A 22,882-nucleotide genomic window follows, 5' to 3' on the forward strand; every position below is an offset into this window, starting at 1 on the left:
AGTGTTTACTGTGTGATCTTTGAGGAAGAGCATGGCTTTGGCAATGCCCGCCGTCTATTGGAGTGCTGCGGGATCTGAATTTGCTAGGCTTCCAAAGGGAACGAAAGGCACGATCTCGGCAGCTCACCACGTAGCACCCACGCCCCGGATCGGCATCAGGGCAAGGAATATCAATGGCGATGAATGAGTCAACCTCTGCGCACGCTGCGGACCAGGCAGTTAAAGAGACACTTGGCCACGGCGACGTGGCACTGGATGGGCAACGTGAAGCGGCTCGAAGCGTGCACGCGTTTGAGGAGCTGCTTTTCCAACTCCGGGACATGAGTGATTCCGAGCGCGTTAAGGGTAATTTCTTTGAGCAGTTAATCCGCGTTTATCTATTGAATGATTCGGTGATGAGCCGGCAGTTTGCGCGCGTGTACTTGTGGCGGGATTGGCCAGGAGGCGGGGTGATCGGTCGCGGCGATACGGGCATCGACCTCGTGGCAATCGAGCATGAGGACATGCCTACCAGCGGCGAAGTTGGCCCCGATACTCCGGCCGTGGCGATTCAGTGCAAGTTCTATGCTCATGGAACAACGATTCAGAAGGGGCACCTCGATTCTTTCCTTTCCGAGTCCGGTAAGAGCCCGTTTAAGCGCCGTATTTTTATCGAAACTTCGGGCGTGCCGTGGGGGAGGAACGCGGAAGAGACGATTCGTAACCAGCAGGCGCCTGTTACCCGCATCGGGCTGACGGATCTGAAGAATTCAGACATCGATTGGAGCAGCTATAGGCTTTCCACTCCAGAGCGTTCGCCGGATAAGCAGGCGCGAAAGCTGCTTCGGGAGCATCAGGTCAATGCGATTAGCGATGTTCTTGATGGGTTTGCGAGCCACGATCGTGGAATTTTGGTGATGGCGTGCGGCACGGGCAAAACTTTCACGTCGCTCAAGCTGGCGGAGAGGATGGCGGAGAACAACGGTGGTTCGTTGCGCATGATGTTCATGGTGCCGTCCTTGGCTTTGATGAGCCAAACGTTGCAGGAGTGGAGCGCCGAGTGTTTGCTACCGTTTTCGGCGTGGAGTGTGTGCTCTGATACGAAGGTGAATCGCAAGCGGGCCGAACACGAGGACCTCGTTGATATCGCGATGGTGGATTTGAAAACGCCGCCCACTACGGATGCGCGCAAGCTTGCGGAGTCTTTGGTGGATACCGAGCACGACGACGGCCTGCAGGTTGTGTTCGCCACCTATCAAAGTATTGACATCGTTCATCAGGCGCAGGAGATCGCAGGCGATGAGTGGCGGGATTTTGATCTTGTTATTTGCGATGAGGCACATCGAACCACGGGCGTCACACTTGCTGGTGAGGACGAGTCAGCGTTCACCCGCGTCCATTCCGATGCGTATGTCCGTGCTGACAAGCGGCTTTACATGACGGCCACCCCGCGCATTTATCAGCCGAATGTGAAGAATTTGGCTAAGGAGAAGGATGCGGTATTGGCGTCGATGGACGACGTCGAGGTGTATGGCCCGGTGTTCCATCGCCTTGGTTTCGGAGCGGCGGTCACTCAGGGGTTGCTGACGGATTACAAGGTGGTGGTTCTTGCTGTTCCGGAAGATCAGGTTGCACGGAAATTCCAGCTTGCAGAGGGTGAGGCTTTCGGTGAACTTCCGCTGAACGAGCTAGGCAAGCTGGTGGGCTGTTGGAACGCGTTAGCCAAGCGGAAGAATCCGTATGGCGAAACGTATTATGGCGCCAACCCCGCCCCGATGAAGCGCGCTGTTGCGTTCGCTAAAGATATCAACACGTCGAAGCAGATCACCGAGGAGTTCCCGGAGCTGGTTCGCGTCCATTTACAAGATTTAACGAACGACGACGAGTCGGACAATCTTGAGATTCAGTGCAAGCACGTGGACGGCAAGATGAACGCGATCACTCGTGGCGAGGCGTTAGATTGGCTGAAGGACGATCCGGGTAAGGATCATCCGGTGTGCCGGATCTTGACGAACGCTCGTTGCCTTTCTGAGGGCGTGGATGTTCCGACGTTGGACGCGGTGCTGTTTTTGAATCCGCGCAAGTCGCAGGTTGATGTGATTCAGGCTGTGGGCCGCGTGATGCGGAAAGCTGAAGGTAAGGATTTCGGTTATATTATTTTGCCGGTGGCGGTACCTGCTGGCATTCCTGCGGATGAGGCGCTTAATGACAATGAGCGTTTCAAGGTGGTGTGGCAGGTTCTTCAGGCGATCAGGGCGCATGATGAGCGTTTTGACGCCACGGTTAATTCGATTGAGTATAACGATGCTCGGCCGGAGAATATTTTGGTAGACGTGGTGGATCTTGGTATGCGCAAGCGCCCGGATCCGTTTGATGGTTCGGCCCCAAATGAGGCGGGGGGGGGGTGATCCAGGCTCAACGGATCACCAGCCGGCTTTCGTTTTTCCAGGTGAAGCCGGTGATTGGAAAGACTCTGTCTACGCCAAGATCGTTAAGAAGGTGGGCAACCGGGAATATTGGGATGACTGGAGTAAGGACATCGCCGATATTGCCTCGAGGTACATTAATCTAATTGAGCTCCTGCTGGAGGATCCGGATAATCAGGATGAGTTTAAGTCGTTTGTGGAGGCGCTGCAGAGCACGTTAAATCCGTCGATTGATTCGGCGCAGGCGGTGGAGATGCTTGCCCAGCATCTGATTACGAAGCCGTTGTTTGATGCGATGTTCCCCGATCAGGAGTTCACGGCGCTGAATCCGGTGAGCCGGGCGATGCAGGGAATCGTCGATCGGTTGGCTACGAGTAAGCGCTTTGAGGTTGAGCGCGAGCCGCTGGCTGATTTCTATGCGACGATGACGGCCAAGATCGAGCAGATCGATAACTTGGCTGGCAAGCAGGATATTATGCGCACGCTTTACGATCGGTTTTTCACGAAGGCGTTTTCGCGCCTTCAGGAACGCTTGGGCATCGTGTTTACCCCGGTTGAGGTGGTGGACTATATTCTGCATTCGGCTGAGGCCGTGATGCAGCGGCATTTTGGTAAGAGTTTGGCCGACGACGGCGTGGCGACCATCGATCCGTTCTTGGGCACGGGCACGTTCGTAACGCGTTTACTGCAAAGTGGGATCATTCCGGCGGATAAGTTGGAGCGCAAGTATCTGACGGAGATTTTTGCGAATGAGGTTGTGCTGCTGAGCTATTACATTGCCTCGATCAATATTGAGCAGGTGTATCGGGAGGTACGCAAGGAGCAGGGGGCGAGCGATGAGTACGTGGAGTTCCCCGGTATTTCACTGACTGATACGTTCCAAATGTATGAGTCGGATGACAAGCTTGATCGCGCGGGTGGTTATTTTGAGGACAATACTGCGCGGGCTCTTCGGCAAAAGGACGCCCCGATTCGCGTGGTGGTGATGAATCCGCCGTATTCAGCGGGTCAGAAATCGGCTAATGACAACAATCAGAATCTGAAATACCAGCGGTTGGACTCCCAGATTGAAAAGACATATGTGGCGCTCTCGACTGCGACGAATAAGAACTCGCTTTATGACTCGTATTTCAGGGCCTTGCGCTGGGCTACCGACCGGATCGGTGAGGAGGGCGTGATCGCTTTCGTATCAAATTCCTCGTTTATTGACGGCAATACCGCCGACGGCGTGCGGCTCACCTTTCAAGACGAGTTCAGCGACATATACGTGTATAACTTGCGTGGAAATGCGCGTACACAGGGCGAGCGGAGGCGCCAAGAAGGTGACGGGATCTTTGGTGAAGGATCGCGAACAGGTGTTGCCATCACCCTGCTTGTGAAGACCAAGAATAAGATCGGTCCAGCGCGAATCCGGTACGCCGAGGTGGGCGATTATCTTTCCCGGCAAGAAAAGCTTGATATTTTGGTGGCCGAACACGATGTGCTTGGCACCGGATTCACCCGCATCGAGCCGAATTCGTACGGCGATTGGCTCAACCAGCGCGATGACCGTTACCTTACGTACCAAGAAATCGGAAACAAGAAGGCAAAAGGAAAGGAGCATACGCCAGCGGTCTTCCGCCTGTATTCGCGCGGTTTAGCAACTGCTCGAGATGCGTGGTGCTACAACTTCTCTCAGGATGCGGTGGCAACCAACATGTCTCGTATGATTAAAAATTACAATGCTGAGGTTGCAGCCGGGCACACGTCGCAAACGGCCAATAACGATCCGAAGCTTATTTCATGGAACCGGCAACTGCGCAAAGATCTAGATCGCCAGGTTGAACACACATTTAGACAGGATGCGTTACAGGCATCTGTCTATCGGCCTTTTGTAAAGCAGTCGGTCTATTTCGAGCGTTCCATGAATGACATGGTTTATCAGCTGCCGCAGATTTTTCCGACACCCGCCCAGCCGAATCTTGCTTTCGGGCCTCAGGGTATCGGTGCAAATCGAGAGTTTTCGGTGTTAATGGCGGACATTCTGCCTGACCTCGAGATGGTTTCTAAGGCTCAATGGTGCCCGCTTTACACGTGGCATCTCGTTGAAGACGATGGCGGTTTTGACCTTGAAGCGCTTGCTCAGGGCACACCGGTCGAGTTCTCGGGCACTTTCGATTTCACCAAGCCGATCGGATCGCAGGTGCCGCTCGAAGTTGGCGGGTACCGCCGTCGGGAAAACATTACCGACGCAACCTTGAACGCATACCGCGATCATTACAAGGATGCCCGCAACCCCAAAGGTGAGCGAATCTCAAAAGAAGATATCTTCTTCTACGTCTACGCGCTGCTTCATCACCCGGAATATCGGGAGAAGTACTCGGCTGACCTGAAGAAGATGCTCCCACGCATCCCCAAAGTGGCAGATTTTTGGAGCTACGCGAACGTGGGCCGCGAGCTGGCAGAACTCCACGTCAACTACGAAAACATCGAGCCTTATCCGGATGTCTCTGCAGAGTGGCCGCTCGCATCCGAAGCTCTCGATCCGTGGGAAAAGTACCGCGTGGAAAAACTCGCTTGGGCAAAGAAGAAAGTGGATGGCGGCCGGCGTCGTAAAACTATCGACGATTATACGACGCTGATCTACAACCCGCACCTGACATTTACGGGCATCCCCGAGGAAGCAAACGAATACCTCATCGGCGGGCGCAGCCCACTTGAATGGATGGTGGATCGGTACAAGATCACCACGGATAAGGAGTCTGGCATCGTTAACGATCCGAACGACTACTGCCGTGAAATCGGCAACCCCGCCTACATCGCAGAACTCGTACCCAAGCTGGTCACGGTGTCAATCCGCACGCAAACGCTGGTGGCCTCCCTTCCAGCGCTGATCATCGAGGAGTAAGTCGGTAATGAGGTAATCATTTCGGATAATCTCAGGTGTTCCAGATAGATAGCGGGCGAGAATTAATCTCTCGCGCTCGCCTGCTGGTATCTCAATGGACAGACCGCTAGGCTGAATTGCATCGGCAATCTTTAAGGGCTACCTCAGCTCACAAAATATTCGGATAAATCGAGAGAAGCAAACGCAACAAATACTTAAACCTGCGGATCAAAAGCTAGATCGCTGTGCATTCCGTAGTGACAGTTCACGATTCCCATCCTGAACACATTCTTCCTTGGTAGGTGAACGAGTTTGATTACGAACAGCTGGGAACCACGCACAGACTTGGAAATGCTCCGCAATCTCCTGTTACAAACCGAGGGCGAGCACCTGGACTTCAAACTCCAATTGGATCTTGAAAGCACTGAAGGCAAAGTGAAATTCGCCAAAGACGTGGTAGCTCTAGCGAATACCCACCCCGGCGGTCATCTTGTTGTTGGTGTAGAAAATAGCGGTGCAATCCCTGATACTGGGCAAATACTCGATCCGAAACAATACGACAGTGCGAGACTTCGTGATGTCGTATCCAAATACGTAGATGGCCCGATCAATATTCGCGCACAGATCCACAGCATGAATGGCAACGATGTCTTATTGATTGCTATTTCTTCTGGCACTACGTACCCCATACCTATGAGCAAACAGGGCAACTACGAGGATTCTCATGGCAATCCATGTCAAGTCTTCCGTGTGGGAGATGTGTATTTACGCGAAGGAAGCCAGAATGTTTCCTTGCGGTATGCACATTGGGAAAGGCTCCTGGCTCTTCACGATCGTCAGATGCGTGATGAAGCTCGCCGAATCATTGAAACGATCGTCAAAGAACTCGCGAAACTACAGGTCAATGATCCGGCTAGTGCAATACGCATTCCGCTCTCTCTGGATATGAACTACGGTTCATTGGGAGCAGCGATAGCTTCGCACGTTGCGAACGGCAGCAAAGTACCACTCGAGCGGCTAATCCGTCAGGCGCTGAATGCGGACGATTCCCAATGGGAACGGAATCTGACGGTTATAGCTATCGCAGCAGTCCGAGCGCTCGAATACAACGACTCCGAGCTAGTCTCATTCGCGGTGGATTGCCTGTTTGAGATGTACGAGAGATCTACCAACAACCGGAATCGACAGCTTGAGATTATCGTATTCATTTACGTTATCGGGGCTGCCGCTGTCCGGTATAAACGGTGGAGTACTTTACTTCCTATGGTGTTGCGGGGAGGTTCTGGGAATACTTACCGGTCGTGGATAAGGGAAACGCAAGTGGATGCTTCGAGAGCGGATCTTTTCTCAGGACAGTCTGGGATGATGATTGACCTAGCTCGAGGTCTGATGGCGAACGTTCGGGAGCTCCGCCCCGACATTGCGGGAGACCTGCCAGTTGACGATGCGCCTAGGGATGATGCGTCTTTGAACTCACTTTGTCAGTTTGACTTTATACAGGTACTAGCACAAGAACTTGTGCCAGAATCTGGGCGAGCCGAAGGTTACCCAGCATGTGCGATTTATTCGGATGAAAGAGTCAAGTCATTTGCTAACGAATATGTCTGTCACTCCATGGTGCGTAGTGAATTGACGCATCAAAGCGATGAAGACATGAGCCGTGAAGTCTTTGCGTCAACGTGCAATATTACTCGCCAAGCCTCGTCCTCATTGGGATTTTGGTGGGATATCCCTAACCAGAGAGCAAAGAACTATATTCACGAAGCATCTGATGCGTAGTCACATCTTTCGATGATCGTCGGATGCTTCAGATACCTTCTTTGACAGGGCACCGGCGAGATCGAAAAATTAAACGGTTTGGCTCGGCCAACAGTTTTGCGTCATTTGCGTTCGCTACAAGAACAAGGAGTGGTGGCTTGGCAGGGAAACTCGGTCAATGATCCGCGCGCGTCGTGGAGTTTAACGTAGCTACTCTAGTATTTACTCTAACGTACTCTAACATTGTTAGAGTACGTTAGACCTGCTGAGCAGATGTTCGGGGTACTTCAGGTAGTGCGGATTTCCTCTGACTTTGAGCGTTTTGAGCGATGCTCGCGGCGAAAAGCGCTGTTTTTCAAGGGGAAATACGCACCCTCCGAGTAGCCCACCAGCTTCTAGCTCACACAGTAGTTTCCGGGCGTCACGCGGAACCTAAGTTCTTTTCTCAAAATCGTTGATTTACCAAGCCTTTGCGGGGGGGGGGGGGGGGGGGAGTGCGAGATGATGATTCTCGAAGATTTACCACCCGATTCTCGAAGATTTGCCAACCTGTTTTCATGGAATCCGGCGGCCTATTTCAAACCGGTAATACCGATCGAACGCACGATCTGCTTATTGAACACGACGAACAAAATCAACAGCGGCAAGATCGACAGCGTTGTAGCGGCCATCACCAGAGTCCAATTCTCCGAATATTGAGACTGCAATCCCGCCGTCGCAACCGTGAGCACATTCCACTCTTTGCGCGGCGCAATAATTGACGGCCACAGGAAATTATTCCACTGAGTAACCACCGTAATCAGCAGCAGCGTCACCAAAATAGGCTGATTCAGCGGCAGTACGATCGACCATAGCTGCCGCCAAAAGCCAGCACCATCAAGCTCAGCCGCATCCAAAATTTCCTGCGGCACGGCCTTAAAGTTTTGCCGTAGCAAGAAAATCGCATACGGCGATCCAAGCATGAACGGCACGACGAGGCCTGCAAAAGTATTGCGCAAACCCCACTGCGACATCATGGTAAACAGCGGAATCATCGTGACGATCGCAGGGATCATCATCGTGGCAATATACGCCCAAAACAGCACGTCGCGCCCAGGAAATTCCAGCCGCGCAAACGCATAGGCCGCCAAGATCGACGAGATAAACTGCCCGATCACCATCACGATCACCACTTGCACGGTCACGGCAAGCGGCACGATAAAGTCGTGGTCGGTAAACAGCCGCACGTAGTTATCAAACGTGATCTCTTCGGGCATAGATAGCGCGCCATTCAAGAGCAGATCACGCTCGGTGCGCAGGGAAACCAAAATCGAAAACACCAGCGGCAGCACGGTCAGCAACGCCCCCGCGATCAATACCGCGTAGGTCAAAAGCACGGACCATATCGAATTCTTCTTGCGCAACCGAGTCGCCGAAACAGGCGTAACCTTCCACGTAGCGCCCGCGTCTGTGCCAGTGCGCTCGACAGTTTCAGTAGCGCCATCTACCCCGCGTCGAATATCGCTCATGGCTAGCTCATATCGTAGGTCATGCGCGATGAAAAATAGCGCTGCTGAACAAGGGTCACAATCACGATGAGCACCATCAAGAACACGGCCATCGCCGCGGCGTCACCAATCTGGTGGGACGTAAAAGCCGAGTTATAAATCCGCGCCGCAATCACATCGGTTGTACCCCCCGGATACCCCGGATTGCCATCGGTCAGGCCATACACCAGGTCAAAGACTTGGAACGAGGCAATGAGCGAGGTGACGCTCACGAAGAACGTGGTCGGCCTGATCAGCGGCAACGTGATCGACCACAGTTTACGCACCGGGCCCGCCCCATCCAGTTCCGCCGCCTCGTACACATCCTTCGGAATTGACTGCAAGGCCGCCAAGAAGAACAGCGAAATGTAGCCGATGTTCTGCCACACGTACACGAGCGCGACGACGGGCAACGCCGTCGTCGTATCTGCCAGCCACGCGGTACGCGTGCCGAGCACCTCGTTAATCAACCCCGACGGCGCAAGCAGCCAGGACCACACGATGCCAAGCGCGAGCGGCGCCGCCACCCACGGGATTACGTACATGATCTGCAAAACGCCCGAGCCGGGAAGCTTGCGATTCAGCCCGAGCGCAATCAGCAAGCCGACAATGATCGCCCCGGGAATCGCGATCAGGGAAAACTTCACGGTCACCCACACCGAGTTCCAAAACCCGTTCGAGGCGAACATGTTCTCGTAGTTCGAAATCCCAACGAACACCGGATCGGAAATGAGATTCCACCGCAAAAAGGAGATCACGATGACCAGCACGATCGGCACCATGAGGAACAGGCCCACACCGATAAACGACGGAATCAGCATCGTAAACGCCGTCGCCGCCTCTTTGCGCTTGCGCGGGCTGCGCGGGCGAACTTCCGGTTTCCGAACTTCCGTGGCTTGAGTCATGCGATTACCTCTCCTGTGCGTACATTACGCCAAGTAATCAGGAAGTTGGGTGAAAAAGTCCGGGTACATATCCCGCATGAAGTCCTCCCAGCCGGGCGGCGGTGGCGTGAATGGCCGTGACCGTTCGGGCATTGCCCTTCCCACAGGGCTTCGGGTTCGGGCCAACTAGGATCGACGCGCGTATGGCCACTGCCGCCGATCGCTAGACAGATTTTGCGCCAGTGAGAGTCGTGACCGTGGCCCGGCCCGGCAAGCGCGTGAGCAATCTCGTGCAGCGCCAGTTCACGGACTTGTTCGGGTGAATACAGCTCAAGATGTGGGCGAGATAGGGAAATCACGCGCTGGATGGTGTTCGCGCTACCGGCACGGCGTTTCGCGCGATCAAGGCGGAGCGACCAGTCGGAAAGGCCGTGGCCGTCCATAAGACCACGCACCATTTCCAGCGCCTCTTCCACATTCACACCCCGATCCTAAGCGCCGCGGCCGCGAGAACGAATCGATGTCCACACTCGTGGGGTACGTTTAACACATGACTAGCTTCAGCGATGGCCGGCCCGGAGCGGCGTGGGCGGTTGACGTCGTCGTGATCGGTGCCGGGCAGGCCGGGCTGGTGGCCGCCTACGAGTTGCAGCGCCGCGGCGTGGTAGGCTACTCGCCGACATCGCGTCCGCAGGGCTTGAGCGCCCGGACGTTCGTGGTTCTCGACGCCGAGGCGAGGCCCGGCGGGGCGTGGCGGCACCGGTGGCCCGGCCTGAGGATGTCCACCGTGAACATGATCGCTGACCTGCCCGGCATGGCGGCCCAGCCGCACTCGGGAAGCGAGCGGGCGGCGGAGTTTATCCCGGAGTATTTTGCCGAATACGAATCCGAATTCGACTTACCGATTATGCGCCCAGTCCGAGTCAAACAAGTGCGCGCCGACGACGACAGGTTTTGGTTAACGACGACGATCGGCAATTTTCGCGCCCGAGCTATTTTGAACTGTACCGGCACGTGGGATACCCCATTCATCCCGTGGTATCCCGGTCAAAATCAGTTCCGCGGTATTCAGTTGCACACGCGGGACTACAAGGATCCCGAACTGTTTTGGCGAAAGCGGACCCTCGTCGTCGGCGGTGGCATTTCCGCACTCGACCACCTCGACGAAATCTCGTGGGTCACGGAAAACGCGTATTGGGCTACGCGCACGCCACCCCGATGGAAAGATGCCGAACACTTCAGTTCGGGCAATACCGGCCGAGGCCTCGGGGTGGAGGCGGGTAGAGCCGTGGAACGGCGAGTGCGAGAGCGAACCGAGGCTGGGCTGAGGCCGCTGCCCGTCGTCGCCACAACCGGGCTACCACGTAACGAAAAGGTGCTCGACATGGAAGAACGCGGCCTGTTGAATCGGCGGCCCATGTTCGACAGGCTCAACGCGCACGGCGCCTGGTGGGGCGAAGAGTTCGTGGAACTTGACGCAATCGTGTGGGCCACCGGCTTTCGAGCTAATCTTCGGCATTTGGCGCCGCTGAAACTACGGAGCGAGGGCGGTGGGATCCTTATGCGCGGCACGCGTGTGGCAGCGTATCCCAACCTGCATTTGCTTGGCTACGGAGCCAGTGCGTCGACGGTCGGGGCTCGGCGGGATTCACGCGCGGCGGTACGCGAAATCGTGGACTATCTCGCAAGCGATTAGGATAGGTGTGGACAGGAGGAATATGGCATCTCACACCGATCTTGTTGCCCGGATTGCCGAATCGGGTGCGATCCCGGCAGACCGCCCGATCGACCATGCCCGCCGGATCATTACCGCCATTACCATTGGCACATTCTTAGGAACTTTTGCCGGGATTTTCGCGAATTTTTCCGAGTTCACGCTGGGTAAAATGCTTGTAGCCTTCGTGCCAAGCCTGGTGATGGTGATCCTGTTTCTTGTGGTGTGGCAGGTGGTCAAAACGCCGCGGACGGGCGATCCCGTTCCCGTGATAGCACGCACGCTTGCGACTTCCGAGAGCCCATTTCTTCGCTATGTGAAAAACGGTTCGAATAAGGGCCTGCTCGTGCCCGTGGTGGTGGCACCCACCGACGGTTCGGATGCCTTCCGCTCAGTTATTCTTCTTCGGGAAACCGTGCCGGGCGTCGAGGTGACAGAACCTGAGGTTGGCACGCTGATGGCCCTGCAACAGGTGGAGCCTGGCATGGGGGAACTGGCTAATATTGCCGAGGTGACACCGGAACAAGTTGAGCTGCGCGATCGGCTGATGCGCCGCCCGCGTATTCTTTCCAACAGGGCGCCTGCCCTTCCCATGCGGCGCGGCGTATTCGAGCGGATTCCGGGGTGGGCGGCCGCGCAATGGTGGGGCGGTATTGTGATTGCTGGCCTGCTCGTATTTGCTGTAATTTCGTTACTCGCTTAGGGAACTTTTTGTGAACCAAGAGAATTTCTCAGGCCAAGCCGGCCCGAACGTGCAGCCGCGGCAGCCAGGGCAACCCGGGCAGCGAGGGTATGGCGGGCACGTATCGGTGCGTCCGCCGAACGAACTTGCAGGTGCGAAGCCCGTTAAGAAACGCGGGTGGAGCCCAGCGCGAGCGTTTATCGCGGTGCTCATCGCGTTCGCGATGGTGCTTGCAGGCGTGATTGTGAGCGTCGCCGTGCTTCGCGGCCCCGAAGTACGTGCGGATGCACCGTTGGATCCCGCCACCCCGGCGGTGCACGGCGGGGAATCGGGGCAAGGCGAGGCAGACCCCGTTGAAGCACCAGATCTGAAAGGCCAGTCTTTCACTATCCCCGTTCCAGATTCCGAGGGAGAAACTCTCACCCTCGAGGTAGATGGCGCGTGGCGCTACGATTCTTCGGACGGTAATAGCATTCATGGCCACTATCCGTGGCTTAATGACGACGTCGCCCACACGGTGATTGAAACTACCGTGACGAATAACGGGAACACCGCCGTATTCCTACAGGGGACTTTCCAAGCATTCGTAAGAACCGACACCGGAGATTATGTGCGCGCAGAGGCCGTCTTCCTCACCAACGATTCTTATGCGCTCGCCGAGGTGGATCCCGGAGAAACCGTTGATGTCACGCTTGTTGTTCCCACCTTGAAGGAACAGAACGCTGAAGCGTTCGGTATCTCGATCGGTTCGAACTGGCACGACTCGGCCACGTGGCTTGATTTAAATGTGTTGCCAGTACTTGATTACTCAGATTGATTTGGAGCGCGGTTCCGCAGCCACGTTTTGTTCATTGTTGAATAATGAGACGCCACAACTGAAACGGAATTTTTGTAACATAATTGTTGCATCCTGCTCCACTTCATGAGCTCGGGATGCAAGACAGCGAAGAAAGAAGAAACATGAAACACGCAAGTGTGAGGATATGTTCATCATATTCGGCGCGCTTTTCGCCGGTTTATGTGCTCCGCAAGTAGCGATTGCAGACTCGGACCCAGCAGCTGCGGACACGCCTAAGATCTTGGCGCCGCGACATCATGATTATGGCTACATCGTTTCAGGAACACGAAACGGTCGAGTGCACCGCTCTCAGCCGATACTTTTCTCGGTATCGACGAATGGTTCTAATCAGCCGGACCTAAGGGCGTATTGTCTTGAACTTGGTATTCCTGCTACTCACGACTCTTTCGCTTATGTGAGCCCATGGGATGAATTCCAAGGTAACAACAGTTTTAAAAATTCAGATGTCCAGCAAAAAGTTGGATGGATAGTTTTGAATTCTTACCCCAATGTTGAATTAGACAAGCTCGCCCAAACGGTGGGAATTGTTGACGGTCTTACTAACAAGGTTGCGATTGCGGCTACGCAAAGTGCGATCTGGCACTTGACGGATGGCTTGGAAAACCCGCAGATTGTCGATGCGGCGACAAGTCAAAAGGCGACTAATGCGGAAAAAGCGGCTTTTCAGGCGTTATACGGCTACCTAATTGGATCTGAAAACATTGGCATATCAGAGGGTGATGTCCAAGCTTCTGTTGAAATTAAAGCCGACAACATTGAGGGCAATATTGGCGAGACGCTCGGGCCTGTCCGGATTGAATCCGCGCAGAATTCCATCAGCGTCACTCTAAACGGTGACATCGTACTAGTTGACGCAAATGGTGATGAAATCGACCCGACTACAATAGACCCTCGAACAGAGTTTTACGTGAAACATAATCAAACTAAAGAGGATTCGGTCTCAGGAAGCATACACTCCTATGTGAATGTGACAGGATACAACGGCAAGTTAATCACACCGCCTGCGATCAAATCTCAGGTGGCGCTAACTTCTGCGCCGACTGGTGGGCGCGGCCAGGCTTTGATTATTGTTGAAGAGAAGCGGGATGCCGCCGATTCTGCGGCTCATTTCACGTGGAAGCGGACGCCAACGCCAACGTCGACTCCTACTCCGGAGCCAACCCCGACTCCGACTCCAACTCCTGAAGCGCCGAAGCCCAAGCTCGTGCACACGGGTGCATCCGTTGGAATCCTCGCGATCCTCGGATTTGTTGCAGTTGGCAGCGGCGCCCTCCTGGTGAGGCGCTCGCGGGCTTAAAATTTGACTCGAACTGAGTTCAGCTGATCACAGTTGAATACAGCGAAAGGGTGGATGGGAATTCCCAGCCACCCTTTCGTGGTTTATGAACGCTATTGCAACAATTTACGAATCCGCTGAGGAGAAACCTTACCGGCCGTGCCCAGTTGCTGAGCAAAAAGTGACACGCGCAGTTCTTCCGCCATCCAGCGCGCTTTTTCCAACGTGGCAGCTCGTTTCGGATCGTAGGCAGAGTTAGCCGCATCGGCTTGTTCGGCCTCGATCCGTTCCTCAATGTCTGCCACCTGCCAAGCCAGTGAATCATCGGCGGCCGGGTTCGAATCCGCCTTTTCGATGCGCATCTTCGCGGCCTGCATGTATCGAATCAGGTGGGGTAGAACCTCTTCGGGAGTTGCGGAAATGAAGCCGTCGTAGACGAGTGCGTCGGATTGTGCGCGAACGTCAGTTAGCGTGTTGATCAGTGCCAACGACGACGTCTCCCGGATGAGCGCATCAAGTTCGCCATAGGCTCGCATAATCCGTACCGCAATTTTCACCAACTCGTAAACCTCATCTTCGAGCCGCTCGCGCGCATACGAGCGAAGTTCACGATAGGTGCTGAGCGTACGCAAACGACCTAACGGATTGTCTGTTTCACGAGCCCAGCGGTCAGCAATATTTCGCGTTGCCGCCAGTTGTAGATCCTCGACGAGTCCAGCTGTACTCGCGTAAGGGGTTGCGGCCAAAGTGAGCGCCTCCTCCCCCGACCACCGCGATATCACTCGCGCTTCGGGAAGGGCCAGATCTGTGGCCAGTAAACGAATTAACCCTCGGCGGTGGTCTCGCACTTGTTCGGCCGGTTCGGCCACCACCCGCAACTCAACACTGCCTTCGGCTTCCACGAATGCAGGATAGCCGCGAACCGACATCCCTCCAGGTCCTTTCGTTTCGACGACGTCCGGTAACTCCACCACATTTTCTGGCCAAGTTTCCAGGCCGGTGGCGTTAGGAACCTGCCACGTGGAGCCTTGCTGCGCGGAGCTGAAAGGGGAGGCAGCGCCGTCGTTATTACCCTCGGTTTCGCGAGCTGCTTCACGCAACAGTTGGTCGCGAGCCTCATCCAATGCCTGTGCAACTGCACCCTTGACCACCGACTCGACTGCAGACCGGGTTTGCGGCGCGAGCTGACGTTGCAGCTCGGTCAGCGAAGGCCCTTCTTCGAGCACGGCGCCACGTTCAGAACGCACCCGAAATGTGATTTCTAAATGCGGCGGCAACGTGACAGCGGCCCAATCCGCCAGCTCGATATCGATTCTTCGCAAGCGGCGGACAGCAGCCGTAAACGCCTCCCGGAACGACGGCGCCCCGGGCTGGCCATGGGCAACCTCCTCCCACGGCGGAAGCAGGGTCAAAATTTCCCGTGCCACATCGGGGGCAGGCACGAGATTACGCCGCACCGGCTTGGGCAGTGCTCGAATCGTGGCAATGACCAGGTCGCTCAACATTCCGGGAACGAGCCAGTCAAAGCCCTCATCTTTGAGCTGCGGCAACAGTGTTACTGGCACCTCGACCGTCAGACCGTCAGAGTATGTGCCGGGGGAAAAGTCATATTCGATCGGAAGGGCGATATCTCCCTGAATCCACTCTGTCGGGAAATCTTCCTCCGAGACCTCCGTTGTACCAAGTAAAAATTCCTGCGTGAAATTCAGCCACTCTGGATTCTTCCGCTGCTCTTTTTTCCACCACGAATTAAAGTGCCCGCCAGACACGATCCCCGTTGGAAGCCGCTCATCAAAGAACGTGAACTGCGCGTCGTCGTCGGCAACTAAACCCGCCTGCCGCAAGCGTTGCTCAACCTCGCGGGCCTGCTCAAGCTGGCGTTGGTTGTGCTTGGCGAACGCGTGGTGATGGCGCCAGGCGCCCTCGACCAAACCGTGGCGAATGAACATTTCACGGGCCAATTCGCGCGCGGAATCGGTGCCGAGCTTTGATAGGAGCACGCGGCGGTCGGCAATGATGGGCAGGCCGTAAAGTAGCACCTTTTCGTGAACCATTGCGGCGCCTTTGCGCGTGGACCAAAAGGGCTCCGAATACTGCCGCTTGACCAGATGGCTACCAGCACCCTCCACCCATTCAGGCTTAATCCGCGCCACCGTACGAGCGAAAAGCCTCGAGGTTTCTACGAGTTCAGCCGCCATCACCCAATCGGGATTGCGCCGGTGCAGCCCCGATCCGGGCCAGATCACGAACCGTGTGCCGCGAGCGCCCAGATAGTCTTTTGTGCGCTCGTCCCAGTAGCCCAAGTTGGAGAGCAGGCCAACCAGCATCGACTTGTGGATCGCTTCTGCAGCCGGGGTGCCAGTGGACTGGCCAAGAGCCTTCACCGCGCGAGCAACATCCTGATTGTGGGAGTTGTCCTTCCCGTCCTCGGCAGCCGAACGAAGCTGAGCCCGGGTGGGCAACTTCATGGGTTTTAAGGTAATACCAAGCGGGCGGGATAGTTCGCGAAGCTGCTGGACGACGTCCTGCCACTCGCGGAACCGCAACCAATTCAAGTATTCGGCCCGGCACATGCGCCGGAACGCTGAACCGGATAGCTCACGTTGCTGGGTGCGCAGGTAGCGCCACAGATTTAGGTAGGCCAAGAAATCGGAGGTGCGGTCAACGAACCGCGCGTGTAGCTGATCGGCCTGCGGCCGGAATTCGGCGGGGCGCTCGCGAACGTCCTGGATCGACATGGCCGCAACAAGAACGAGAACCTCCGAGGCGGCGTCGTTCTCCACTGCTTCCAGGAGCATGCGGCCAAGCCGGGGATCGATGGGAAGTTTGGCGAGGGCGCGGCCCGTGTCTGTGAGCAGGTGGGAGCCGGACCCGACGACGGCGCCGCGGGCGTTCGCGGTGACCGGTTCGAGTGCTCCGATCTCTTCGAGAAGTTGGATGCCGGAGCGTACGGCGCGCATGTCAGGCGGGTCAATGAACGGGAAGTCTTCAACCGAACCAAGCCCCATCGAAGCCATTTGCAAGATCACTGAGGCGAGCGATGTACGCTGAATTTCCGGCTCGGTAAATTCTGGCCGGGAGGCGAAGTCTTCCTCGGAATACAAACGGATCGCGATACCGTCGGCGACTCGGCCCGAACGGCCCGAACGCTGGTTTGCCGAGGCTTGCGAGATCGGCTCAATCGGCAGGCGCTGCACCTTAGTTTTCGCAGAAAAGCGCGAGATGCGGGCCGTGCCCGGGTCGATCACATAGCGGATGCCGGGCACTGTGAGCGAAGTTTCCGCGATATTGGTGGCCAAAATGACGCGCCGATAGGCACCTGGCTGGAAGATTCGGCGCTGCTCGTGGCCCGATAGACGCGCAAATAGCGGTAACACCTCCACGGCCCCCGGGGCCGACGAACGCCCACCCGGCGGCACGTAGCGGTTACCAAGCTCTTCCTCGAACGCCTTTTCGGTATCGCGGATCTCGCCCTCGCCGGAAAGGAACACGAGGATATCGCCAGGGCCTTCGGCCATGAGTTCCGCCGCGGCGTCAAGGATGCCAGAAACTTGATCCTGCGCTTCGGCACGGCTCAGGCGCTCACGCGGCTCTTGAGAATCCGATTCGGTGACGGCGGTCGGTGCTGCGGCGTCGTCGTAGAGCGGACGGTGGCGGATCTCAACAGGATAAGTGCGCCCGGAAACCTCGATGATCGGGGCTTCGTTGCCTGGAAAGCCGCCGTGCATGTGTTCGCCGAAGTGCGCGGCAAACCGTTGGGAATCGATCGTTGCGGACGTGATGATCAACTTCAGGTCCGGGCGGCGGGGAAGAAGACGGGCGAGATAGCCGAGCAAGAAATCAATGTTAAGAGAGCGTTCGTGGGCTTCGTCGATGATGATGGTGTCGTATTTACGAAGCTCGGGATCGGATTGGGTTTCGGCGAGGAGGATGCCGTCGGTCATGAGTTTGACGAGGGTGGTGCGCGAAACCTGCTCTGTGAATCGCACCTGGTAGCCGATCGCGCCGCCGAGCTCAACGCCGAGCTCTTCACAGATGCGGTCTGCCACCGAGCGGGCTGCGATCCGGCGGGGCTGGGTGTGGCCGATCATGCCGGTGATGCCGCGGCCAAGTTCGAGGCAAATCTTTGGGAGTTGGGTGGTTTTACCCGAGCCGGTCTCTCCGGCAACGATCACCACTTGGTTGTCGCGGATTGCTGCTGCGATGTCTTCTTTACGCGCGGAGACGGGAAGTTCGGGCGGGTAGCTAATCGGTGGCAGTGCGGTGCGCCGGGCCTGGAGTTCTTGCGGGGAGTATGGGCGCGGGCCACGGTGTTGGTTGGGCTTGCCGGTGCTGCGCGGAGAGCGTTTACCCCGCTTCCTGCGAGGTTGCTTGGGGGTGGGAGTTGATTGAGTCATCGGGACTATTGTGCCAGACGCGGTTATAGCTGAGAACCGAGCCATTTGTTGTGAGAAAATCGGGTTTTTGGACTGTTTCGTTCGAGGAAATGTGCAGATTCACAACAAATGGCTGGGTGGCCTGGTTTTTAGCCAAGTTGAGCCACACGGACCTCGGCGAATTCCCCCAATTCTTCGACTTTTTCGGCAGGAGAGTTTGAATCGGTGATGATCACGTCGAAGTCCGATAGCGAGGCGGTTTGTTGCCACGCACGTTTATGAAACTTGGCCGAGTCAACGAGCAGGATATTCATATTGGAGCTCGCGAGCATCTTTCGCTTCATGTCGATCACGTAGTCGATTGGGTTGTAAATTCCCCCGTCACAAAGAGCCGCGTCAGACATCAAGCAGATGTCGGCACGGATTCCGGCCAGGCTGTCGGTAGCCATCGTCCCGTAAAGGGCGTTTGCCCATCGGCGGAGTTTGCCGCCGGTGAGCACGACGTCGATATCCGTGATCGTCTTAGCGCGTTCTTGGGCTGTAATCGAATTGGTGATCAGCGTAAGGGGCGCGTGCTCGGACAGCAGGGGAATAAGGGGGAGCACGCTCGATGAGTCATCGACCATCACCGCCATGTGCGGGCGAATGTACTCGGCTGCAAGTTCGGCGATGGCTTCTTTTTCTTTTGCCGATTGCTGGGATCGGAGTTGGGGTGGCAATTCTATGGTGGACGTGCTGCGGACACTGACTTCACCGCGATCAAGCCGCAGGATGCCGCGCTCGACGAGGTGTTGTACGTCGCGATACACGGTCACTTGGGAAACGTCGAGCTCTTCGGCGAGTTTTTCAATCCGTTCAGCCCCTGAATCAATAATTGCATTAACCAGAAGGCGCTGCCGAGCAGAGCGTTGATTTGTTGATTTGCCAGCCATCGTTTGAAGTCCCTCCGTTTGGAGACATGATATTGGAATGGCGCCAATTTCTTAAAAACAGAGAATAATATCTATTCGTCTGATAAAAATATCTTGTAGGCAGAAAATTTTGTCCATTTAACTCAATGAGGAGTGAAATTGAAAGAAGTTATTATTGGTGTAGACGGCGGCACCACGGCAGTAAAAGCCGTTGCATTTGATCTCGACGGCGAAATTGTGGCATCCCATCACGAAGGCGTGCCGGTGGAGTATGGCTCGCGCGGAGAAGCCGAGCAGGATATGAACTCCATATGGGAGGCGGTGGCCTCGTGCCTGCGTTCGGTTTCCGCGAATGTTAGCGATTCGAAAATTATTGGTCTCGGGCTTACTGGCCAGGGCGACGGCGTCTGGCTGGTTGACGAGCAGGGCGAGCCGGTTCGAAAGGCGGCAAACTGGCTGGATGGCCGGTCAGCGGATCGAGTCGATCAGTGGCAAGAAGATGGCAGGTCTGAAAAGTTACTCGAGCTAACAGGCACCCCGGCGTTCGGCGGGTTCTTCCCCGTTCTTTACGAGGAGCTACGCGAAGCCGAGCCGGATACGATCGCCCGTGCACAAACACAGCTTTACTGTAAAGATTGGATCAGGTTTAAGTTAACGGGCGAACGGCTAACGGATTACACCGAGGCGTCTAGGACGTTCCTCGACGTGAACACCGTTGAGGGCTACGATATGTCTGTTCCCGAGGCGCTTGGAATTGGCGACGCGGCCAAGCTTTTGCCCGAAATCCGTCATGCGGACGGACCTCCAGCACATGTGACGGAGGCGGCGTCCGCTGAAACCGGCATCCCGGCAGGTACGCCCGTCGGCATCGGAATGATCGACGTAGCCGTTACGGGCATGGGATTGGGAACGGTCGACGACGGCGAAACTTGGCTCATTTTAGGCACAACTGGATTCGTTGGAACACTCTTGCCAAGCGCTGCCGAGCGTAAGTCGAAGGAATCTTCGATTCTGGCCACGGGTATCGGGACGCAGGTTTTGGAATTCATGGCTCCGATGACGGGAACGCCGAACCTCAATTGGATTCGCGAAATCCTTCGCGTAGAAGATGCCACGTGGGACGAAATCGAGGAGGCTGCAAAGAAATCCGCGGTTGGTAGTGGGGGCATTATTTACCTGCCCTACGCTTCCCCAGGCGGCGAACGCGCACCCTTCCTTGATCTCAATGCCTCGGCGTCCTGGCAAGGGCTATCGTTGACGAGTTCTCGGGCAGATATTCTGCGCTCGGTATACGAAGGCGTGGCGCTATCACTGGTTGAGTGTATTCGCGTACTTGAAGTTCAACGAGATCTCGTAGTGTCAGGTGGTGGCTTCCGCTCGGACTTCCTGTGCCAACTACTCGCGGATATCTCCCACTTGAATGTCGTGCGGCAAGACGCGCCGGAGGCCGGTGCACGTGGTGCCGCGGTTCTCGGCCTTGTTTCTGCCGGAAGGTTCGATTCGCTGAAGGAGGCCGCGAAGGCACTCGGTGCTACCACCGAAACGTTTACACCCAACGAAGAAAATCACGAGAAGTACAAGCAAGTCATGGATTTGTTCCTTCGCACACGGGAAGCTGTTCAGCCGCTGTGGAAGGACATGAGGAGCCTGCGCCAACTCTAGGCGTAGCAACAAGAAGAGGAAAGAATGAAAATTCTGCTTGCATCAGACCAATTTGTTACCGGTGATGTGATGCGTTCGGCCTTGGAACAAGAAGGTGTGCAGGCCGAAACCACCAACATTGCTTCGTCATGGCCAGTTCCCCCGTTTGAAGATATCGGAGATGTTCGAGAAGCTTCGGGTAACGAGGAGGAGCTCATCGAAGCCCTGCGTGGATGTGACATCGCAATGTCACACACGTTTCCGTTCACGCGCAAGGTGATCGAATCTAGTCCCGAGCTCAAACTTATTGCCATCGGCCGTGGCGGACCTGTGAACGTGAACATCGAAGCTGCCACCGACAACGGCGTGATTGTCACATACGCTCCCGGGCGCAACGCAATCGCGACGGCCGAGCACTCACTGGCCATGATCCTTGCCGCCACCCGCCAGATCGCGCAGCGAGATGCCGAAGTGAAGGCGGGCCATTGGGGTTCTGACTTCTATATTTACGATAAGGTCAGCCCCGAAATCGCGCGGTCAACGGTGGGTGTGTTCGGCCTTGGCGCAATCGGCAAGCGCGTCGCGCGAGCATTGATCGCACTAGACGCCAACGTTATTGCCTACGATCCCTTCGTCGAGCGTGCCGACGTGGAAGAAATCGAGTTAGTTGATGACCTAGAAGAGTTCTTCAGCCGCTCAAACATCCTGACACTGCACGCGCGTGCCACGGAAGACAACAAACACATCGTTAACGCTGGCGCACTGGCGAAGATGCCGGAGGGGGCTATCCTCGTTAATTGCGCTCGCGGAAGCCTTGTTGACTACGACGCCGTTTGTGACGCCCTCGAATCTGGCAAGTTATTCGCTGCTGCATTCGACACACTGCCAGAAGAACCACTGCCGCACGACCACCGTCTCCGCTCTTTCGGCAACGTCACAATCACGCCGCATCTGGGCGGCGCATCTAAAGGTGCCGCACAACTTGCGGCACGCATTAATGCGGCAGATATTGCTGCCTTTGCAGCCGGGCAACGGCCTACGTACGTTACCAATCCCGAGGTTTTGAAAGATAAGTGAGGAAGAAAAATGTTAATGGAAGATGCTCGCAAGGAGATCATCGAGATCTCACTGTGGATGCAGGAACAAGGTTTAGTAGTTGGAACGGCAGGTAACGTCTCGGTAAGGGACGGTGATAACTTCGCGATTACCCCATCCGGCGTGCCGTATGAAGATCTCGTTCCGGAAGACGTCGTCGTCTATAACATGTCCGGCGAAAAGGTGGATGGTGAACTGAAGCCGTCCTCGGAATTCCCGCTGCACCTGTCGGTCTACCAAAACACTGATGCGCAAGCGATTACGCATACCCATGCCCCGGCGTCGACTGCGCTTGGGCTCGTCGTCGATGAGATTCCGGTATCGCACTACTACTCGCTGATGTTTGGCGGGCCGATCCGCGTGGCTCCGTACTTCTACTTCGGGTCTGATGAACTAGCCAAAGGTGTTACGGAAGCTTTGCGCGGCCGCACCGGTGCGCTTATGAAGAATCACGGCGCTATCACCATTGGGCCAACGCTGAAGAAAGCAGCGGATATGCTGCCCATTTTGGAATACATTTGCGAGGTCCACCTAAGAGCCATGGCAACGGGCACGCCGATCGCGCTTCTTTCACAGGAAGAGCAGGAGCAGGCAGCTGGGCCAATTCAGTCATATGGGAATCAAAAATAGTGAGACACCGGGGCTGCCCGGCCATTTGTTGTGAGAAAATCGGGTTTTCGGGCTGTTTCGTTCGAAGAAACGCTCATTTTCACAGTAAATGGCTGGGCGTCGAGGCTGATGCCCAGCCAGCTATAGCCAACCGAGTTCGTTAGCACGCCGAGCCGCCTCGCCACACGTTTCCGCCCCCATTTTTCCTATCGCGGAAGGCAGGTGATTGCGCACCGTGCCTTCCGAGAGGAAGATCTGGGCCGCAATATCAGAAACCCGC

The 22,882-nt window shown here is 56.0% G+C and carries 17 protein-coding genes; 11 read left to right on the forward strand and 6 right to left on the reverse strand.

The window, feature by feature from the left end; genetic code table 11:
• Positions 1-173: 173 nt before the first annotated feature.
• From J2S70_RS04965 to J2S70_RS08865, 4 genes are all read left to right on the forward strand, one after another.
• Positions 174-2,387: a restriction endonuclease gene (locus J2S70_RS04965; RefSeq protein WP_307682631.1), complete on the forward strand. Its 2,214-nt coding sequence runs from the start codon at positions 174-176 to the stop codon at positions 2,385-2,387.
• The gene (locus J2S70_RS04970; protein WP_307682632.1) at positions 2,368-5,292 is read left to right on the forward strand and encodes a type ISP restriction/modification enzyme; all 2,925 of its coding nucleotides are present in this window, start codon (positions 2,368-2,370) and stop codon (positions 5,290-5,292) included. Before J2S70_RS04965 ends, J2S70_RS04970 begins: the two co-directional genes overlap by 20 nt.
• Positions 5,293-5,622: 330 nt before the next feature.
• Positions 5,623-7,050, forward strand: coding sequence for an AlbA family DNA-binding domain-containing protein (locus J2S70_RS04975; RefSeq protein WP_307682633.1), 1,428 nt, complete (start codon positions 5,623-5,625; stop codon positions 7,048-7,050).
• 60 nt (positions 7,051-7,110) lie between these two features.
• Positions 7,111-7,239, forward strand: coding sequence for a hypothetical protein (locus tag J2S70_RS08865; RefSeq protein WP_407702654.1), 129 nt, complete (start codon positions 7,111-7,113; stop codon positions 7,237-7,239).
• A gap of 362 nt (positions 7,240-7,601) precedes the next feature.
• Here J2S70_RS08865 and J2S70_RS04980 read toward each other — a convergent pair whose 3' ends face one another.
• Genes J2S70_RS04980 through J2S70_RS04990 form a run of 3 tightly spaced genes read right to left on the reverse strand, consistent with a single transcriptional unit; the run spans position 7,602 to position 9,921 of the window.
• Complete coding sequence (locus tag J2S70_RS04980; RefSeq protein ID WP_307682634.1) at positions 7,602-8,537, reverse strand: carbohydrate ABC transporter permease; 936 nt, start codon at positions 8,535-8,537, stop codon at positions 7,602-7,604.
• A gap of 2 nt (positions 8,538-8,539) precedes the next feature.
• Positions 8,540-9,460, reverse strand: a complete 921-nt coding sequence (locus J2S70_RS04985) for a carbohydrate ABC transporter permease (protein ID WP_307682635.1) — start codon at positions 9,458-9,460, stop codon at positions 8,540-8,542.
• Entirely contained in the window at positions 9,457-9,921 is a 465-nt protein-coding gene (locus tag J2S70_RS04990; RefSeq protein ID WP_307682636.1) for a SprT-like domain-containing protein, read from the reverse strand. The genes J2S70_RS04985 and J2S70_RS04990 overlap by 4 nt, the downstream gene beginning before the upstream one ends.
• Positions 9,922-9,989: 68 nt before the next feature.
• Between J2S70_RS04990 and J2S70_RS04995 the strand changes: the two genes are divergently transcribed.
• The 4 genes from J2S70_RS04995 to J2S70_RS05010 all read left to right on the forward strand — a co-directional run bounded on the left by J2S70_RS04995 (position 9,990) and on the right by J2S70_RS05010 (position 13,991).
• A complete protein-coding gene (locus J2S70_RS04995) occupies positions 9,990-11,135 on the forward strand; it encodes an NAD(P)-binding domain-containing protein (RefSeq protein WP_307682637.1) in 1,146 nt (381 codons plus the stop codon).
• 22 nt (positions 11,136-11,157) lie between these two features.
• A complete protein-coding gene (locus tag J2S70_RS05000; RefSeq protein ID WP_307682638.1) occupies positions 11,158-11,856 on the forward strand; it encodes a hypothetical protein in 699 nt (232 codons plus the stop codon).
• A gap of 10 nt (positions 11,857-11,866) precedes the next feature.
• Positions 11,867-12,652: a hypothetical protein gene (locus J2S70_RS05005; RefSeq protein WP_307682639.1), complete on the forward strand. Its 786-nt coding sequence runs from the start codon at positions 11,867-11,869 to the stop codon at positions 12,650-12,652.
• 166 nt (positions 12,653-12,818) lie between these two features.
• Complete coding sequence (locus J2S70_RS05010; protein ID WP_307682640.1) at positions 12,819-13,991, forward strand: thioester domain-containing protein; 1,173 nt, start codon at positions 12,819-12,821, stop codon at positions 13,989-13,991.
• A 92-nt stretch (positions 13,992-14,083) separates the two neighbouring features.
• On the opposite strand, the gene hrpA is transcribed toward J2S70_RS05010, so the two are convergent.
• The gene (gene hrpA, locus J2S70_RS05015; protein ID WP_307682641.1) at positions 14,084-18,367 is read right to left on the reverse strand and encodes an ATP-dependent RNA helicase HrpA; all 4,284 of its coding nucleotides are present in this window, start codon (positions 18,365-18,367) and stop codon (positions 14,084-14,086) included.
• Between the two features lie 128 nt (positions 18,368-18,495).
• Positions 18,496-19,278 (reverse strand): DeoR/GlpR family DNA-binding transcription regulator, encoded by a 783-nt coding sequence (locus tag J2S70_RS05020; RefSeq protein WP_307682642.1) that lies wholly within the window; start codon positions 19,276-19,278, stop codon positions 18,496-18,498.
• 138 nt (positions 19,279-19,416) lie between these two features.
• On the opposite strand from J2S70_RS05020, the gene J2S70_RS05025 reads away from it, so the two are divergent.
• The 3 genes from J2S70_RS05025 to J2S70_RS05035 are packed head-to-tail and all read left to right on the forward strand — an operon-like array spanning position 19,417 to position 22,623.
• The gene (locus J2S70_RS05025; RefSeq protein WP_307682643.1) at positions 19,417-20,919 is read left to right on the forward strand and encodes an FGGY-family carbohydrate kinase; all 1,503 of its coding nucleotides are present in this window, start codon (positions 19,417-19,419) and stop codon (positions 20,917-20,919) included.
• A gap of 24 nt (positions 20,920-20,943) precedes the next feature.
• Entirely contained in the window at positions 20,944-21,975 is a 1,032-nt protein-coding gene (locus tag J2S70_RS05030) for a 2-hydroxyacid dehydrogenase (protein WP_307682644.1), read from the forward strand.
• Between the two features lie 9 nt (positions 21,976-21,984).
• Complete coding sequence (locus J2S70_RS05035) at positions 21,985-22,623, forward strand: class II aldolase/adducin family protein (protein WP_307682645.1); 639 nt, start codon at positions 21,985-21,987, stop codon at positions 22,621-22,623.
• A gap of 120 nt (positions 22,624-22,743) precedes the next feature.
• Here J2S70_RS05035 and J2S70_RS05040 read toward each other — a convergent pair whose 3' ends face one another.
• Complete coding sequence (locus J2S70_RS05040) at positions 22,744-22,869, reverse strand: hypothetical protein (protein WP_307683375.1); 126 nt, start codon at positions 22,867-22,869, stop codon at positions 22,744-22,746.
• Positions 22,870-22,882: the final 13 nt, after the last annotated feature.

Origin of the sequence: Trueperella bonasi, assembly GCF_030811535.1 — a bacterium.
Classification (GTDB): domain Bacteria; phylum Actinomycetota; class Actinomycetes; order Actinomycetales; family Actinomycetaceae; genus Trueperella; species Trueperella bonasi.

What these genes read in the sequence shown, in the direction of transcription:
- J2S70_RS04965 (WP_307682631.1), top strand. Translation starts at nt 174, where the DNA reads ATGGCGATGAATGAGTCAACCTCTGCGCACGCTGCGGACCAGGCAGTT.
- J2S70_RS04970 (WP_307682632.1), top strand. Translation starts at nt 2,368, where the DNA reads ATGAGGCGGGGGGGGGGTGATCCAGGCTCAACGGATCACCAGCCGGCT.
- J2S70_RS04975 (WP_307682633.1), top strand. Translation starts at nt 5,623, where the DNA reads ATGCTCCGCAATCTCCTGTTACAAACCGAGGGCGAGCACCTGGACTTC.
- J2S70_RS04980 (WP_307682634.1), bottom strand. Translation starts at nt 8,537, where the DNA reads ATGAGCGATATTCGACGCGGGGTAGATGGCGCTACTGAAACTGTCGAG.
- J2S70_RS04985 (WP_307682635.1), bottom strand. Translation starts at nt 9,460, where the DNA reads ATGACTCAAGCCACGGAAGTTCGGAAACCGGAAGTTCGCCCGCGCAGC.
- J2S70_RS04995 (WP_307682637.1), top strand. Translation starts at nt 9,990, where the DNA reads ATGACTAGCTTCAGCGATGGCCGGCCCGGAGCGGCGTGGGCGGTTGAC.
- J2S70_RS05000 (WP_307682638.1), top strand. Translation starts at nt 11,158, where the DNA reads ATGGCATCTCACACCGATCTTGTTGCCCGGATTGCCGAATCGGGTGCG.
- J2S70_RS05010 (WP_307682640.1), top strand. Translation starts at nt 12,819, where the DNA reads ATGTTCATCATATTCGGCGCGCTTTTCGCCGGTTTATGTGCTCCGCAA.
- hrpA (WP_307682641.1), bottom strand. Translation starts at nt 18,367, where the DNA reads ATGACTCAATCAACTCCCACCCCCAAGCAACCTCGCAGGAAGCGGGGT.
- J2S70_RS05020 (WP_307682642.1), bottom strand. Translation starts at nt 19,278, where the DNA reads ATGGCTGGCAAATCAACAAATCAACGCTCTGCTCGGCAGCGCCTTCTG.
- J2S70_RS05030 (WP_307682644.1), top strand. Translation starts at nt 20,944, where the DNA reads ATGAAAATTCTGCTTGCATCAGACCAATTTGTTACCGGTGATGTGATG.
- J2S70_RS05035 (WP_307682645.1), top strand. Translation starts at nt 21,985, where the DNA reads ATGTTAATGGAAGATGCTCGCAAGGAGATCATCGAGATCTCACTGTGG.